The following is a 15,292-nucleotide window of genomic DNA, read 5'->3' as shown; positions in this document are numbered from 1 at the left end:
CCAGTGGACTTCGAGCTCTCTGAAGAGCACCGGATGCTGAAGGACCTCGTGGCGCGGTTCGTGCGCGACGAGCTGATGCCGCTGGAAGCCGGCGTCCTGGCCCGCGAGGCCGAGGGCAAGGGCCTGGCCCTGGAGCCGGGAGAGCACGCCCGGCTGGACGCCAAGGCCCGCGAGCTGGGGCTGTTCGGGCTGGACGCGCCCGAGGACGTGGGCGGCTCCGACCTTCCCATGATGGCCATGGTGGGCGTCGAGGAGGAGATCGGGCGCTGCATGACGCCCTACACCCTGCCGCCGGACAGCCCGAACCTGCGCATGCTGATGCAGACGGTGAACGAGCAGCAGCGCGTCGCCTACCTGGCGCCCTACGTGGCCGGCGAGACGGTCTCGGCGATCGGGATCTCCGAGCCGGGGGCCGGCTCGGACCCGGCGGCCATGACCACGCGGGCGGTGCGCGACGGCGACGACTGGGTGATCAACGGCCGGAAGATCTGGATTTCGCGGGCCGATCACGCGGACTTCACCATCCTGATGGCGGTGACGGACAGCGAGAAGCGGGCGCGCGGCGGTATCTCGGCCTTTCTGGTGGACAAGGGCACGCCGGGCTTCAACGTGCTGCGGCGCATCCCGATGATCGGCGGGGCCTACACCTACGAGATCGCGCTGGAGGACTGCCGGGTCGAGGGCTGGAAGCTGCTCGGCCAGGAAGGCGCGGGCTTTGCGCCCATGCAGACGCGGCTCGGCACCCGGCGCATCCAGATGGCGGCATGGTCCATCGGCATGGCGCAAAGGGCGCTGGAGATGGTCATCGAGTACGCCCCGCAGCGGAAGACCTTCGGGGTCCCGCTTTCCGAGCGGCAGGCGGTGCAGTTCTGGGTGTCCGAGGCAGCGACCAAGATCCACGCGGCGCGGCTGATGACCTACGACTGCGCCTGGAAGCTCGACCAGGGCCGCGACGTGCGCAACGAGATCAGCATGATCAAGTGGTTCGCCACCGAAATGGCCTGGGAGACGGTGGACCGCGCCATGCAGGCCTTCGGCGCCATGGGCATGACCAAGGAGCTGCCGCTGCAGCTGATGGCCGCCAAGCTGCGGACCATGCGCATCTACGACGGCGCCACCGAGATCCATAAGTGGGTGGTGGCGCGCAACCTTCTGGGGACGAGGAAATAATGCAGGACCAGTTCGGCGACCACGTGCGGGTCGCGAAGGACGGCAACGTCGCGGTGGTGACCATCGACCGGCCGCCGCACAACCACGTCACCGTCGACTTCATGCGCGACCTGGCCGACGCCTTCGACGCGATCGACGCCGAGGTAGAGCTGCGCTGCACCGTGCTGCAGGCGGAGGGGAAGAACTTCTGCGCCGGGGCCGACCTGGTGGCGCGCGAGGACGCCGGCGGCCTAGGCGCGGTCAACCCGCTCTACGACCAGGCGGTCAGGCTGTTCTCGGCCCAGAAGCCGATCGTCGCGGCCGTGCAGGGCGCGGCGGTGGGCGCCGGGCTCGGGCTGGCGGTGATGGCGGACTTCCGGGTCGCCTCGCCGGAGGCGCGCTTCGCCGCCAACTTCGTGAAGCTGGGCTTCCACCCGGGCTTCGGCCTGACCCACACCCTGCCACGGCTGATCGGCCATTCGCGGGCCCAGCTGATGTTCCTCACCGCGCGGCGGGTGAAGGCGGAGGAGGGGCTGCCCTGGGGCCTGGTGGACGAGGTCGTGCCGCTCGAGGAGCTGCGCCCCGCGGCCCTGCGGCTGGCCAGGGAGATCGCCGAGAACGCGCCGCTGGCGCTGGTCTCCACCCGCAAGACCCTGCGCGGCGACCTGGCCGCCGCCGTCCGCGCCCAGACTGACATCGAGGCCAAGGAGCAGGGCTGGCTGCGCGCGACCGAGGACTACAAGGAAGGCGTGAAGTCGGTCTCCGAGCGCCGGCCCGGGAACTTCGTGGGGCGCTAGTTTCCCTCCCCTCCTGGGGAGGGACAGCTCGCCTTTAGGCGAGCCGGGTGAGGAGGTGCGGATCAAGCCCAGGCGTGGGAGTTCTGTCCCCAGACTCCCTCACCCTGGCCGCTGCGCGGCCGGTCCCTCCCCGTCAGGGGAGGGAAATCAGCCTTCGGCGAACCTGGCGCCGGCGGCGCGTTCGCACTCTTCCGCCAGCTCCTTGAAGAGCAGGGCGAGGATCACGAGCGCGCGGCCCTCCACGTCCGGGGCTTCGGCGCCCGGGTGCCAGTCGACCATCATGTCGAAGCTGAGCTCCGGGACCATGGCGTTGCGCGCCAGCACGGCGACGGTGGCCGAGCCTGGATCGCCCGGCCGGGCGCGGGCGGTCACCAGCCAGCGCAGCTGTTCGTTGGACTTGTCAGACATGGTCAGCCCTCGACCGGCGACGGCGCCCGCTGGGCCAGGGCGCAGGCCTCCCGCGCCAGGGCGGTGATGCGTCCCCAGTCGCCCGCCTGCACCGCGTCCCTAGGCGCCACCCAGCTGCCGCCGACGCAAAGCACGTTGGGCAGGGCGAGGTAGTCGGCGGCGTTCTTCGCGCTCACCCCGCCGGTGGGGCAGAACCTGGCCTGCGGGAAGGGGCTGGAGAAGGCCTTCAGCGCTTCCACGCCGCCCACGACATTGGCCGGGAACAGCTTGAAGCGGGTGAAGCCGGCCGCGATCCCGCGCATCAGCTCGCTGGCCGTGGCGATCCCCGGCAGCAGGGGTGCGGGCCCATCGGGACCTTCGCCGTCGATCAGGCCCGGGCTGACGACAAACTTCGCGCCGGCGTCGGCGGCGGCCTGGCGCATCGCGCGGTTCAGGGCCGTGCCGGCGCCGACGACGGCGCCCTCCACCTCGGCCGACATACGCTTGATGCACTCGAGCGCCACCGGAGTGCGCATGGTGATCTCCAGCGCCGTCAGCCCCCCGGCCACCAGGGCGCGGCCGAGCGGCACGGCGTGGGCGACGTCCTCGACGATGAGCACCGGGACAACGGGCGCCCGGGTGAGGATGTCGTCGAGGGTCATAGCCGCTCCATCTGCTCCAGCTCGCGCGCGGCCCCGATGATCGCCGGGTAGGGGTGCAGGACGAGCGAGGTGGGGATCTGCTGCATGTAGCCGGTGAGCCGGCCCTTGTCCTCGAAGCGGGCGCGGAAGGACGAGGCGGCGAGGCGGTCGGCGATCTTCGGGCCGATCCCGCCCGAGACATAGACCCCGCCGCGGGCGCCGAAGGTCAGGGCGATGTCGCCCGCGACCGAGCCCATGATGGCGCAGAACCGCTCCAGGGCCGCCTCGGCGAGCGGGTCCTTCTGGTTGGCGGCCTCGACCACCCCCTTCTGGTCGGCAGCGGTCAGGCGCTGGCCCTCGATGGCGGCGAGCGCTTTGTAGAGCTCGAAGATGCCGGCGCCGGAGAGGATGCGCTCCACCGAGACCCGGCCGAACACCTTGCGGAAGTGGGCCAGGATCTGGTCTTCGACCTCGTCCGTCGGCGCGAAGCCGACGTGCCCGCCCTCCGTGGCCACGGCGACGTCGCCGCGGTCGCCGCGGGCCAGGCCGGCCACGCCGAAGCCGGTGCCCGCGCCCAGCACCACCAGCGGACAGTCCGAGCCGCCGCGGATCTTGGGTCCGATGGCCTTGAGCTCTTCCGGATGCAGGCGCGGGGCCGCGAGGGCCTGGGCGGCGAAGTCGTTGATCAGCTTCACCGCCTCGAACTCGAAATGGGCCAGCAGGTCGCCCTCCGAGATCTGCCAGTCCAGGTTGGTGAACTCGATCTCCCCGTCGACGACGGGCCCGGCGACCGCGATCACCGCCCGCGTCGGGCGCGAGCGGCCGCAGGTGGTTTCCACGTACTCGGCGATCACGTCGGCGAGGCTGTCGTACTCGCTGGCCGGGAAGATGCGCGGGTTGCGGACATGACCCTGCTGGTCGACCACGGCGAAGCGGGCGTTGGTGCCGCCCACGTCGCCGACCAGGCCGGTGTACTGGATCCGCCCCATCAGGCGGCCTCGAAGAGGGTGCAGGCGCCGGCGTCGGCGGGACCGGCGGCGCGGCGCATCCAGCCGAACAGCTCGCGGCCGTAGCCGAAGCCCGCCTGGGTGACACGCGCCGGCTCGCGGCTCCTGAGCTCCCGTTCGTCCACCTTGATCTCCAGCTTGCCCGCCACGGCGTCCAGCCGGATCACGTCGCCGTCGCGGACATAGGCCAGCGCGCCGCCGTCCACCGCCTCCGGCGTCACGTGGATCGCCGCCGGCACCTTGCCGCTGGCGCCGGACATCCGCCCGTCGGTGACCAGGGCGACCTTGAAGCCCTTGTCGAGCTGGACGCCCAGGGCCGGCGTCATGTTGTGCAGCTCCGGCATGCCGTTGGCCTTCGGGCCCTGGAAGCGGACGACGGCGACGAAATCGCGGTTCAGCTCTCCGCGCCGGTGGGCGGCGATGAGCTCGTCCTGGTCGTCGAAGACCACAGCCGGCGCTTCGACGACGAGGTGCTCGGGCTTCACGGCCGAGGTCTTGATGACGGCGCGGCCCAGCGGACCTGACAGCAGGCGAAGGCCGCCCTCCGACTGGAAGGGATCGTCCACCGGACGCAGCAGGTCCCGGTCGAGGGAGGCGGCCGTCCCCTCGCGCCAGACCAGGTCGGTGCCATCCAGGAAGGGCTCGGCCATGTAGCGGCGCAGGCCCGGGCCGGCGACGGTCATGACGTCCTCGTGGGCCAAACCGGCGTCGAGCAGCTGGCGGACCACGAAGGCCATGCCGCCGGCGGCGTGGAAGGCGTTCACGTCCTCGCTGCCGTTCGGGTAGACCCGAGCGATCAGGGGCGTGATGCGGGACAGGTCGTCGAAGTCCTCCCAGGTGATGACGATGCCGGCCGCCCGCGCCATGGCCACCAGGTGCAGGGTGTGGTTGGTCGAGCCGCCGGTGGCCAGCAGGCCGGCCAGGGCGTTGACCACGCTCTTCTCGTCGAACACGGCCGACATGGGGATGTAGTCGTTGGTCCCGTCGCGGATCTCCACCGCGCGCCGAGCGGCCGCGGCCACCAAGGCGTCACGCAGCGGCGTGTTGGGCTGGATGAAGGCGGAGTTGGGCAGGTGCAGGCCCGTCATCTCCATCATCATCTGGTTGGAGTTGGCGGTGCCGTAGAAGGTGCAGGTGCCGGGCCCGTGGTAGGACTTCATCTCGGAGTCCAGCAGCTCCTCGCGGGTGGCCTTGCCCTCGGCGTAGAGCGCGCGGGTGCGGGCCTTCTCGGCGTTGGAGATGCCGCTGGTCATCGGCCCGCCGGGGACGAAGATCACCGGCAGGTGGCCGAACGCCAGGGCGCCGATCGTCAGGCCCGGCACGATCTTGTCGCAGATGCCCAGCATCAGCGCGGCGTCGAAGGCGTCGTGGGTCAGCGCCACCGCCGTCGACATGGCGATCACGTCGCGGCTGAACAGCGACAGCTCCATGCCGGGCCGGCCCTGGGTGACGCCGTCGCACATGGCCGGCACGCCGCCGGCGAACTGGGCCGTGGCCCCGACCTCGCGCGCCGCGTGCTTGATGATGGCGGGGAACCGCTCCAGCGGCTGGTGGGCGCTGAGCATGTCGTTGTAGCTGGAGACGATCGCCAGGTTGGGGGCGGTGGGGTCGCGCATCCGCTGCTTGTCGCCCTCGCCCACGGCGGCGAAGGCGTGGGCGAAGTTGGCGCAGGAGAGCTTGGCCCGGCCGGGCCCGGCGTGACGGGCCGCGTCCATCCGCGCCAGGTAGTCGGCCCGGCTCTCGCGGCTGCGCTCGACGATGCGCTCTGTGACCTCGGCCGTGACGGGATGCATCCGCTTACCTCAGTGGCTCGGCGCCCAGAGCACGCGCAGGCGCTCATGGGCGAGTACGGCGCGCACCGGCAGGTCCTCTCCCGCCTGGGCGCGCGCGACCACCTGCCGCTTAGCGTCCCCTGCGATCAAGAGGAAGATGGCCCGGGAATTCAGCAGGGCGGCGAGGGTGAGGGTGACGCGGGGCAGCGGCGGGGAGCCCAGACCCGCCTCCACCGGCAGGACCAGCTTCGGCGTGGCCGGATCCATGCCCTCGTCGAGGGCGGCGCTGCCCGGAATCAGGGAGGCGACGTGGCCGTCCTCGCCCATGCCGAGCAGCACGGCGTCGAAGGGCAGCAGGGCCTCGAGCGCCGCCTCGTGCGCGGCCGGCCAGAGCGGCAGGACGTGGGCCTTGGCGGCCTCGCCGACCAGCAGGCGCTCGCGCACCTGCCGCAGGTTGGAGTCGGGCGAGGCCTCGTCGACGCAGCGCTCGTCGGAGAGGGTGACGATCACCCGGGCCCAGTCGACCCTGGCGGCGCGCAGCCGGTCGTAGACCGGGCCCGGCGAGCGGCCGCCGGTCGCCACCAGCGAGGCCCGGCCACGGGTGCGCAGGCCCTGGGCCAGCCAGGCCTCCACCCCGTGGGCGGCGGCGTCGGCCAGGGCGTCCGCGGACGGATAGGTTTCGATCATTGCGGGGCTTCTAACGCCTCAAGCCGATCACGGATACGTGGGACGCAAGCTTGGCGTTGACCGCAAGCGGAACAATGGCCACGTTATTTGAGCGTCCGGTCGGGGGCCCTCCACGCCGCAGGGATAAGCGGCGGGCTTGGTGGTGGGTTGCCCATATGAAGATTGCTCAGGTCTCGCCTCTTTACGAGGCTGTGCCCCCGCGGTTCTACGGCGGCACCGAACGGGTGGTCGCGCATCTGAGCGACGCCCTCGTCGATCTTGGCCACGACGTGACCCTGTTCGCCACGGCGGAAGCGCAGACGAAGGCCAGGCTCGCGGCGGTCAGGGACCAGGCGATACGGCTGGATCCCGCGCCGCTGAAGTCCGACCTGGCCGCGCACATGACCCAGCTGGCCGAGGTGCGCCGGCGGGCTCACGAATTCGACGTGATCCACTTCCACACCGACATGATCCACTTCCCGTTCTTCGAGGACGTGGCGGAGCGCACGATCACCACCCTGCACGGGCGGCTGGACCTGAAGGACCTGCCGGAGGTCTACCGGCGCTGGAGCTACTATCCGCTGGTCTCCATCTCCACGAGCCAGCGGCGGCCGCTGGCGGCCGCCAACTGGATGGCCACCGTGCACCATGGGGTCTCGACGGACCTCTACAGGTTCAGCCCGCAGGGCCACGGATATCTTGCCTTCCTGGGCCGCATCTCGCCGGAGAAGCGGCCCGACCGGGCGATCGCGCTGGCCATCGCGGCCGGGCAACCGCTGAAGATCGCCGCCAAGGTCGACAATGCCGACCGCGCCTATTTCGACGAGAAGATCGAGCCGCTGATGCACCACCCGCTGGTGGAGTACGTGGGCGAGATCGGCGACGACGCGAAGTCGGACTTCCTGGGCGGGGCCGACGCCCTGCTGTTCCCGATCGACTGGCCCGAGCCGTTCGGCCTGGTGATGATCGAGGCGATGGCCTGCGGCACGCCGGTGATCGCCTACGACTGCGGCTCGGTGCGCGAGGTGGTGGAGAACGGGCTGACCGGCTTCATCGTCAGCAATGACGAGGAAGCCGCCCAGGCCGTGGAGCGGGCCAGGGTGCTCGACCGGGCGGCGGTCCGCCGGCGCTTCGAGGAGCGGTTCTCGTCCACCGCGATGGCCAGGCGCTACCTCGACCTCTACACCCGGCTCACCACGCCGGTGCGGGCCCAGTGGGCGCTGCCGGAGGCGGCGGAGGCGTGAACGACATCGCGCCGGACCTCGAGGCGCCGCTCGAGTGGGGAGAGATCGAAGAGCCGCGGACGCCGCAGCGGCTCTTCCCGCTCAAGGACCGCGACACCTTCATGGTGGCCGACAGCTACGGCGACGTGTGCGGCGCGGGCGACGGGCTGTTCCACGACGACACCCGCATCCTGTCGCACTGGCGGATGCTTCTGGGACCGCGGCCGCCGACGCTGCTGGCCGGCGCGATCACCCAGGACAACGTGGTCTTCACCTTCCACGGCCTGAACAAGGCCATGCCGGCGCCCGGCGGGCCGGCGGGACCGCCCGGGGTGCTGCACATCGAGCGGTCCCGGTTCCTGTGGGAGGAGCGGCTCTACGAGCGGCTGACCATCGTCAACTACAGCCATGCCGTGGTGATCCTGCCGCTGGTGTTCGAGTTCGACGCCGACTTCCGCGACATGTTCGAGGTGCGCGGCGCCAAGCGGCCGAGGCGCGGCCGGCGCCACGAGCCGGAGGTGGGCGAGCGCAGCGTGCGGTTCCGCTACGAGGGACTGGACGGGGTGGAGCGCACCAGCGTGATCGCCTTCTCCGACCCGCCGGCCCGCCTGGGCGCGCACCGGGCGGAGTTCATGTACGCCCTGCCCGGCGAGGGACGCATCGAGCTGCACATGGAGATCGCGGCCCAGGCGGCCGTCCCGCCGACGCGCGAGCGGTACCGCGGCGCCATGGCGCGGGCCAGGTTCGCCATGCGGGCGCGCAGCCGGCGCGGCGCGCGCCTGCGCAGCGGCGGGCGACTGTTCAACGACTGGATCGAGAAGTCCCGGGCGGACCTGGCGCTGCTGACCACCCCGATGGACACCGGGCCCTACCCCTATGCCGGCATCCCGTGGTTCTCGACGGCCTTCGGGCGCGACGGGATCATCACCGCCTGGCAGATCCTCTGGTTCGACCCCAGCCTGGCGAAGGGGGTGCTGACCTACCTGGCGACACATCAGGCGGAGGTGGCCTCGGCGTTCCGCGACAGCCAGCCTGGCAAGATCATGCACGAGACCCGCCGCGGCGAGATGAGCGCGCTCGGCGAGGTGCCCTTCGGCCGCTACTACGGCGGGGTCGACACCACGCCGCTGTTCGTGGGGCTGGCCGGCGCCTACCTGGAGCGGACGGGCGACAAGGCGCTGATGGAGACCTTGCGGCCGGCGCTGGAGCGGGCGGCGAACTGGGTGGCGCGGGCCTGCGACGCCAATCCGCACGGCCTGCTGGACTATGCGAGGGGGGCGGAGAGCGGCCTCTCGAACCAGGGCTGGAAGGACTCCGGCGATTCCGTCTTCCACGCCGACGGCCGCTTCCCGAAGGGGCCGATCGCGCTCGTCGAGGTGCAGGGCTACGCCTACGCCTGCTTCCAGACCATGGCGCGCTTCGCCGAAGCCCGCGGCGACAAGGCCGCCGCCGAGGCCTGGGCGTTCCGGGCGGAGAAGATCCGCGAGGTCGTCGAGCGGCTGTTCTGGATGGAGGACCAGGGGTTCTACGGCATCGCGCTGGACGGCGCGGGCGAGCTCTGCCGGGTGCGGGCGTCGAACCCGGGCCACCTGCTGTTCACCGGCCTGCCGTCGCCGGAGCGGGCCGCGCGTGTGGCCGAGACGCTGCTGTCGCCGGCGTTCGCCTCCGGCTGGGGCGTGCGGACCCTGGCGACGGGCCAGGCCCGCTACAATCCCATGAGCTACCACAACGGCTCGGTCTGGCCGCACGACACCGCGCTCTGCGCCATGGGCCTGTCGCGCTACGGCGAGCGCGAGGGAGTGGCGCGGCTGACCTCCGGCCTGTTCGAGGCCGCGGTGCAGATGGAGATGCGCCTGCCGGAGCTGTTCTGCGGCTTCCCCCGGGTGCCGGGCGAGCCGCCGGTCCCCTACCCCGTCGCCTGCCTGCCGCAGGCGTGGGCCGCGGGCAGCGTGTTCATGATGCTGCAGGCTTGCCTGGGGATCCGCGTCGACGGGCTGGCCGGCGAGGTGGAGATCCGCGACCCGCACCTGCCCATCGGCATCGACCACTTCCGCATCGACGGGCTGCAGGTGGGCGAGCGGAAGATCACCCTCGACTTCAGCCAGCACAAGAAGCGGGTTGTGGTGCGCACCGACAACCGCCAGGTGAAGGTGCGGGCGTCCTATCCCGAGCGCTAGCGCCTGGGCGTGTGGGCCAGGCGCAGGATGTTGGCGGCGCCGGGCGAGCCCATGGGCAGGCCGGCGAGGATTAGGACGCGCTGGCCGGGCGGGGCGAGGCCGGTCTCGACGGCCTGCTCGACAGCGACACGGGCCAGGTCCTCCGGATCGAACAGCTCGGGCACCACGCGCGGTTCGACGCCCCAGGAAAGCGCCAGCCGGCGCGCCGTCGACAGGTTGGGCGTCAGCGCCAGAGTCGGCTGCAGCGGCCGCTCGCGGGCCAGCCGCAGGGCCGTCTGGCCGGTGGTGGTAAAGGCGGCCAGGCAGGCGGTGGACGCGGCTTCCGCCGCGCGGCGGGCGGCGGCCACCAGGGCGTCGGCGTCGGCGTCCTCGACGGGGTACTCGGCGCGCATCAGCTCCGGCCAGCGGGGGTCGCGCTCCACCCGGGTGATGATGCGGTCCATGATCGAGACCGCCTCGATGGGGTAGTCGCCGACGGCGCTTTCGGCCGACAGCATCAGGGCGTCGGCGCCCTCGTAGACCGCGCCGGCCACGTCGGAGGCCTCCGCCCGGGTGGGGGTGGGCGAGCTGGTCATGCTCTCCAGCATCTGGGTGGCCACGATCACCGGGATGCCGCGCAGGCGGGCGGCGCGGATCAGCTGCTTCTGGACGACCGGCACGTCCTCGGGGTTCAGCTCCACGCCGAGGTCGCCGCGCGCCACCATGATCGCCTCGGAGAGGTCGAGGATCTCGTCCAGGACGTCGAGCGCCGCCGGCTTCTCGATCTTGGCCAGCACGCCGGCGCGGCCGTTCACGATGCGGCGCAGCTCGGCCATGTCGGCGGCGCGCTGGACGAAGGAGAGCGCCACCCAGTCGACGCCCTGGCTGAGCGCGAAGTTGAGGTCCGCGCGGTCCTTGTCCGTGAGCGCCGGGATCGGGATGGCGAGGCCCGGCAGGTTCAGGCCCTTGTGATCGGAGAGCTGCTCGCCGGCCTCCACCACCGTGTCGGCGAAGTCGGGCCCGTGCTTGACGACCCGCAGGCGGACCTTGCCGTCGTCCAGCAGGACCAGGGCGCCGGAGCGCAGGGCGGCGAACACCTCCGGGTGCGGCACGCCGATGCGGCTGGCGTCGCCGGGCGCGGACTTCAGATCGAGGCGCAGGTCCTGGCCGGCCTTCAGCCGGATCACCCCGTCGGCGAACTCGCCCAGGCGCAGCTTGGGGCCCTGCAGGTCGGCCAGCACCGCCAGCGGCCGGCCCAGGGCCTGCTCGGCCTGCCGCACCGCCAGGATCGTGCGGGCGTGGTCGGCATGGGCGCCATGGCTGAAGTTCACCCGGAAGACGTCGGCGCCTACGGTGGCGAGCTCCCGGATCTTCGCCGCCTCTCGGGTGGCGGGGCCGAGGGTGGCGACGATGCGGGCGCGGCGGGCTCGGATCATGGCGTTCGTCTACAGGGTGCGCGTTCCGACGCAAGGGTCGAAGAGCCGACGCAGGCTTGACCGTGGAGCCAAGCCTGCCAAAGGGACGTTTAGCTCCACGGGCACGGCGAGGGGCGATCAGCTGACGATGTTCGAAGCACGGGGAAACCGCGGATTGAACCAGACGGTCGACCTGTTCCCGATCGGCAACTGCACCGCCAGCGCGCTGGTCGACCGGGCGGGGCGCTTCGTGTGGGCCTGCGTGCCCAGGGTGGACGGCGACCCGTTCTTCTCCGCCCTGCTGCACGGCCGCGACCCCAACGACGAGATCGCCCAAGGGCTGTGGGACGTGCAGGTCGAGGACTGCGCCGGGGTGGAGCAGGCCTACATCCGCAACACGCCGATCCTGCGCACCGAGATCACCGACGCGGCCGGCGGGGCGCTGGAGATCATCGACTTCTGCCCGCGCTACCGGCAGCACGGGCGGACCTACCGGCCGCTGGCGTTCGTGCGGCTGATCCGGCCGCTCAGGGGCGTGCCCAGGATCCGCGTGCGGCTGCGGCCGACCGCGAACTACGGCGAGCACCCGGCGGCGATCACCTTCGGCTCGAACCACATCCGCTATGTGGGCGCCGAGACCCTGCGGCTGACCACGGACGCGCCGGTGAGCCACATCGTCGAGGAGCGCACCTTCCGGCTGGAGGAGCCGATCAGCATGTTCCTGGGCCCCGACGAGGGGTTCGACGCCGACGTCTCCACCCGCTGCGCGCAGATGCTGCGGGAGACCACCGACTACTGGAAGGCGTGGGTGCGGACGCTGGCCGTGCCGCTGGAGTGGCAGTCGGCGGTGATCCGCGCGGCGATCACCCTGAAGCTCTGCGCCTACGAGGAGACCGGGGCGATCGTGGCGGCGCTGACCACCTCGATCCCGGAGCACGCCGACGACAGCGGCAAGGCGCGCAACTGGGACTACCGCTACTGCTGGCTGCGCGACGCCTACTACGTGGTCCAGGCGCTGAACCGGCTGGGCGCGGCGGACATGCTGGAGAACTACCTCTCCTACCTGCGCAACCTGGTGGACCAGGCCTGCCGCGGGAACATGCAGCCGGTCTATGGCGCAGGCCTGCAGTTCGTGGGCGCCCAGACGGGCGACCAACCGGCGCTGCCCGGGCTGGGTCCCGCGGTCGTCGCGGACCGGTCCAAGGCCGGCCACGTGCAGCCGGTCTATGGCGTGGGGCTGGAGCCGGTGCTCACCGAGTGGATCGCGCCGCACCTCCCGGGCTACCGCGGCATGGGGCCGGTCCGGGTCGGCAACCAGGCCCACGAGCACCTGCAGCACGACGTCTATGGCCAGATCATCCTGTCGACGGTGCAGGCGTTCTTCGACGAGCGGCTGTTCCGGATGGCCAACGAGGACGACTTCCGGGCGCTGGAGGCGGTGGGAGAGCGGGCCTACGAGCTGCACGACAAGCCGGACGCCAGCCTCTGGGAGTTCCGCGGCCGCGAGGCGGTGCACACCTATTCCTCGGTGATGTGCTGGGCGGCCTGCGACCGGCTCGGCAACGCCGCCGCCAAGCTGGGGCTCACCGACCGCGCCGAGTTCTGGAACCACCGCGCGGCGCAGGTGCGCCACACCATCGAGACGCGGGCCTGGAACGAGGAGCTCGGGCGCTATGCCGCGACCTTCGGCGGCGACGAGCTTGACGCCAGCCTGCTGCAGCTCATCGACGTGCGCTTCACCTCCCCGGACGATCCGCGGATGAAGGCCACCATGGCGGCCGTGGAGGAGGGGCTCCGGCGCGGGCCGTTCATGCTGCGCTACGCGATCCCCGACGACTTCGGCGAGCCGAAGACGGCCTTCAACTTCTGCACCTTCTGGCTGATCGAGGCCCTGCACCTGTCCGGCCGCACGGCCGAGGCGCGGGACCTGTTCGAGGAGATGCTGGGGCGGCGCACCGCCGCGGGCCTGCTGTCGGAGGACATCTCGTTCTCGGGCGACGGGGAGCTGTGGGGCAACTACCCGCAGACCTATTCCCTGGTCGGGCTGATCAACTGCGCGACCCTGCTGTCCAAGCCCTGGACGAGCGCGCGGTAGGAACCTTCGCCGCGCCCGGGAGTCGTTTGGGCATGGAAACGCACCACGACCCGAAGCAAGCGCTCGAGGCGGCCGACGCCCTGATCAGCCGCATCGAGGACAGGATCGCCGACCACCTGGCGAAGAAGGGCGACAGCCTCGACGAGAAGGAAGCCTTCTACGAGATCGTCGAGATGCTGGAGACCGCGCCGGAGATCGCCACGATCCGGATGGCGCTCGGCCAGGAGCCGGAGCGCTGGGGCGAGCGGACGCCGCTCGCGAGCGCAGGCAACACCGGCTAGGCCTGTTACACGCCGCGGCAGGCCTAGTTGCACGACTCAGCGCGACAACTCTCGAAGAGCGCTAAGTCCCTGACATACAATGAGAAACATCCTCTCTCATTGTAGCGCAGCGGCGCAGCTGCGCCAAAATAAAGCTCAGTCGAGCCAGGCCCGGCCGGCGCGCTCAATGAGCGCGAAGGCGCCGGAGGGGCCCCAGGAGCCGGCGGCGTAAGGCTTGGGCGTGAGCCCCGCCTGGGCCCAGGCCTCGGCGACGCCGTCGACCCAGCGCCAGGCCTCCTCCACCTCGTCGCGACGGACGAACAGGGCGCCGTGGCCGTCGATGACGTCGAGCAGCAGGGGCTCGTAGGCGATCCGCCGGCGCTGCCCGGGCGCGGCCTTGAGCAAGGACAGCGACAGCGGCAGGGACTGCAGCCGCATGCCGCCGCGGGTGAGCCCGGGCGTCTTGTTCATGAGCGTGAGCTCGATGTCCTCGTCCGGCTGCAGGTCGATGACCAGGCGGTTGGCCTGCAGGTCGTGGCGCGCCTCGCCGTCGAAGATCGAGTGCGGCACCGGCTTGAACTGGATGACGATCTGGGTGCGGCGCTCGGGCAGCCGCTTGCCGGTGCGCAGGAAGAACGGCACGCCGGCCCAGCGCCAATTGTCGATGTCGGCCCTGAGCGCCACGAAGGTCTCCGTGCCGGTGGGCTGGCCCCGCTCCTGCTCGTAGCCGGAGGCCTGCTTCCCGCCGACGACGCCGCCGGTGTATTGGCCGCGGATCGAGGCGGCCTGCGCGTCCACGCGGGTGAAGCAGCGCAGCGAGCGCAGCACCTTCACCTTCTCGTTGCGCAACGACTCCGGGTGCATGTCGCTGGGCGGCTCCATGGCCACCAGGCACAGCAGCTGCAGCATGTGGTTCTGCAGCATGTCCCTGAGCGCCCCGTACTCGTCATAGTAGGGCCAGCGGTCGCCGACCCCTTCGGTCTCCGCGACGGTGATCTGCACGTGGTCGACGGTGAGGTTGTTCCAGAGCGGCTCGAAGAGGGTATTGGCGAAGCGAAGCGCGATGAGGTTCTGGACGGTCTCCTTGCCCAGGTAGTGGTCGATCCGGAAGATCCGGCTCTCCTCGAAGACGGCGCCCACCGCCACGTTGATCAGGCGCGAGCTCTCCAGGTCACGGCCGATCGGCTTCTCCAGCACGATGCGGCTCTCGTCGGTGGCGAGGCCGGCCGAGGCCAAGGCCACGCAGACGCGGCCATACAGGCTTGGCGACAGGGCGAGGTAGAAGATCGGCGCCTTGGCTGACTCCAGGTGAGGCTTCAGCGCCGCGACGCCTTCGGGCGTGGTGGCGTCGGCCGCCACATAGTCGACGCGGGCCGCGAAGGCCTTCCAGGCGTTTTCGTCGAGGGCCTCCGAGCGCGCGGCGAGGTCGGCGTGGACCTGCTCCAGGAAGACGTCGCGGCTCATCTCGGTCCTGGCGGTGGCCACGACCCGGAAGCCCTCGGGCAGGAACCCGTCGGCGGAGAGGAAGTAGAGCGAGGGGAGCAGCATGCGCCGCGCGAGGTCGCCGGCGCCGCCGAAGAGGACGATCACATCGGCTTGCGGCGTCTCCGCCATAGGTAGCGCTCCCCCGCGGCTCAGGTCCCGGGCGCATAGGGACAGCGGCGGATGCAACGTCAAGGCCTCTCCAGGCGTTGAGCTACATTGCCATGGCAAAGCTTGGATCA

General features: G+C 71.2%; 13 protein-coding genes. 6 read left to right on the top strand and 7 right to left on the bottom strand.

Annotation, left to right across the window (positions count from 1 at the left end):
- Nucleotides 1-3 precede the first annotated feature (3 nt).
- Nucleotides 4-1,170 (top strand): acyl-CoA dehydrogenase family protein, encoded by a 1,167-nt coding sequence (locus tag VIL76_RS15245; RefSeq protein ID WP_332045884.1) that lies wholly within the window; start codon nucleotides 4-6, stop codon nucleotides 1,168-1,170.
- A complete protein-coding gene (locus tag VIL76_RS15240) occupies nucleotides 1,170-1,946 on the top strand; it encodes an enoyl-CoA hydratase/isomerase family protein (protein WP_332045883.1) in 777 nt (258 codons plus the stop codon). The genes VIL76_RS15245 and VIL76_RS15240 overlap by 1 nt, the downstream gene beginning before the upstream one ends.
- A 147-nt stretch (nucleotides 1,947-2,093) precedes the next feature.
- On the opposite strand, the gene VIL76_RS15235 is transcribed toward VIL76_RS15240, so the two are convergent.
- Genes VIL76_RS15235 through pgl form a run of 5 tightly spaced genes read right to left on the bottom strand, consistent with a single transcriptional unit; the run spans nucleotide 2,094 to nucleotide 6,440 of the window.
- Nucleotides 2,094-2,354, bottom strand: coding sequence for a hypothetical protein (locus VIL76_RS15235; RefSeq protein WP_332045882.1), 261 nt, complete (start codon nucleotides 2,352-2,354; stop codon nucleotides 2,094-2,096).
- A gap of 2 nt (nucleotides 2,355-2,356) precedes the next feature.
- Nucleotides 2,357-2,995 carry a bifunctional 4-hydroxy-2-oxoglutarate aldolase/2-dehydro-3-deoxy-phosphogluconate aldolase gene (locus VIL76_RS15230; RefSeq protein WP_332045881.1) on the bottom strand — a complete coding sequence of 213 codons (639 nt, stop codon included), beginning with the start codon at nucleotides 2,993-2,995 and terminating at the stop codon, nucleotides 2,357-2,359.
- Complete coding sequence (gene glk / locus VIL76_RS15225; RefSeq protein WP_332045880.1) at nucleotides 2,992-3,963, bottom strand: glucokinase; 972 nt, start codon at nucleotides 3,961-3,963, stop codon at nucleotides 2,992-2,994. The genes VIL76_RS15230 and glk overlap by 4 nt, the downstream gene beginning before the upstream one ends.
- Entirely contained in the window at nucleotides 3,963-5,774 is a 1,812-nt protein-coding gene (edd, locus tag VIL76_RS15220) for a phosphogluconate dehydratase (RefSeq protein WP_332045879.1), read from the bottom strand. Before edd ends, glk begins: the two co-directional genes overlap by 1 nt.
- Nucleotides 5,775-5,783: 9 nt before the next feature.
- Nucleotides 5,784-6,440 (bottom strand): 6-phosphogluconolactonase, encoded by a 657-nt coding sequence (gene pgl / locus VIL76_RS15215; RefSeq protein WP_332045878.1) that lies wholly within the window; start codon nucleotides 6,438-6,440, stop codon nucleotides 5,784-5,786.
- A 155-nt stretch (nucleotides 6,441-6,595) separates the two neighbouring features.
- Between pgl and VIL76_RS15210 the strand changes: the two genes are divergently transcribed.
- On the top strand, nucleotides 6,596-7,663 hold the full coding sequence (locus tag VIL76_RS15210) for a glycosyltransferase family 4 protein (RefSeq protein WP_332045877.1): 1,068 nt from the start codon (nucleotides 6,596-6,598) through the stop codon (nucleotides 7,661-7,663).
- Nucleotides 7,660-9,819, top strand: coding sequence for an amylo-alpha-1,6-glucosidase (locus tag VIL76_RS15205; protein WP_332045876.1), 2,160 nt, complete (start codon nucleotides 7,660-7,662; stop codon nucleotides 9,817-9,819). The genes VIL76_RS15210 and VIL76_RS15205 overlap by 4 nt, the downstream gene beginning before the upstream one ends.
- Here VIL76_RS15205 and pyk read toward each other — a convergent pair.
- Complete coding sequence (gene pyk, locus VIL76_RS15200) at nucleotides 9,816-11,234, bottom strand: pyruvate kinase (protein ID WP_332045875.1); 1,419 nt, start codon at nucleotides 11,232-11,234, stop codon at nucleotides 9,816-9,818. The genes VIL76_RS15205 and pyk overlap by 4 nt on opposite strands.
- 154 nt (nucleotides 11,235-11,388) lie before the next feature.
- Between pyk and VIL76_RS15195 the strand changes: the two genes are divergently transcribed.
- Nucleotides 11,389-13,308 carry a glycoside hydrolase family 15 protein gene (locus VIL76_RS15195; RefSeq protein WP_332045874.1) on the top strand — a complete coding sequence of 640 codons (1,920 nt, stop codon included), beginning with the start codon at nucleotides 11,389-11,391 and terminating at the stop codon, nucleotides 13,306-13,308.
- Between the two features lie 32 nt (nucleotides 13,309-13,340).
- A complete protein-coding gene (locus tag VIL76_RS15190; RefSeq protein ID WP_332045873.1) occupies nucleotides 13,341-13,589 on the top strand; it encodes a hypothetical protein in 249 nt (82 codons plus the stop codon).
- 135 nt (nucleotides 13,590-13,724) lie between these two features.
- On the opposite strand, the gene zwf is transcribed toward VIL76_RS15190, so the two are convergent.
- Entirely contained in the window at nucleotides 13,725-15,182 is a 1,458-nt protein-coding gene (zwf, locus tag VIL76_RS15185) for a glucose-6-phosphate dehydrogenase (RefSeq protein ID WP_332045872.1), read from the bottom strand.
- Between the last annotated feature and the right edge of the window lie 110 nt (nucleotides 15,183-15,292).

The sequence above is a fragment of the Phenylobacterium sp. genome (assembly GCF_036563285.1).
In the GTDB taxonomy this organism is placed as follows: Bacteria; Pseudomonadota; Alphaproteobacteria; order Caulobacterales; family Caulobacteraceae; genus Phenylobacterium.
The sequence above is the reverse complement of the archived record's forward strand: the minus strand, read 5'-3'. Positions and strand labels throughout refer to the sequence as shown.